At 40.3% G+C, this 643-nt stretch carries 1 protein-coding gene; it reads left to right on the top strand.

All coding sequences use genetic code 11. The features are described from left to right. Positions 1-196: 196 nt before the first annotated feature. Positions 197-643, top strand: a 447-nt coding sequence (locus QZL69_RS07850; protein WP_291518935.1) for an Hsp20/alpha crystallin family protein, incomplete at its 3' end; no start/stop codon positions are given.

Below are 643 nucleotides of genomic sequence, written 5' to 3'. Positions count from 1 at the left end.
TTTCCAATGATCCGAAATATATTACCATTGAATAATCAGTAATTGATTTGATCAGATTCCCGTCAGACAATATCTGACCGCTAAAAAGCTCGTGGTGCTGCCCGGAGACTTCGGGCAGTACCCTTAAATATAGATTTGCAGGCAACAGTCGAAAGACTTGTATATAGATTTTTTATCATAAAAGGAGAGATGACTTATGTTAATGCCTAGTATTTTTGGAGAAAACTTATTTGATGATGATTGGATGAACTTCCCGTTTAACGATGAGTTTTGGGGCAAGAAGAATCCGCTTTATGGTAAACATGCACAGAACATGATGAAAACAGATATCCGTGAAACAGACGGCAGCTATGAACTGGATGTCGATCTTCCGGGATTTAAGAAAGATGAGATTAAGGTTCAGCTGAAAGATGGTTATCTGACACTGGCAGCAGCCAAGGGTCTTGACAAAGATGAGAAAGATAAAGAAGGCAATTACATCAGACGTGAACGTTATGCAGGAACCTTAAGCAGAAGCTTCTATGTTGGTGATGCAGTCAGCGAGGAAGATATCCACGCGAAATATGAAGACGGTATTCTGAAACTTTCCGTTCCGAAGAAAGCACCGAAAGCCGTTGAGAAAAATGGTTACATCGCAATCGAA

It is taken from the genome of Blautia sp. CAG:237, assembly GCF_000436615.1.
In the GTDB taxonomy this organism is placed as follows: Bacteria; Bacillota; Clostridia; order Lachnospirales; family Lachnospiraceae; genus Blautia_A; species Blautia_A intestinihominis.
This window is presented reverse-complemented; position numbering and strand designations above follow the sequence as displayed.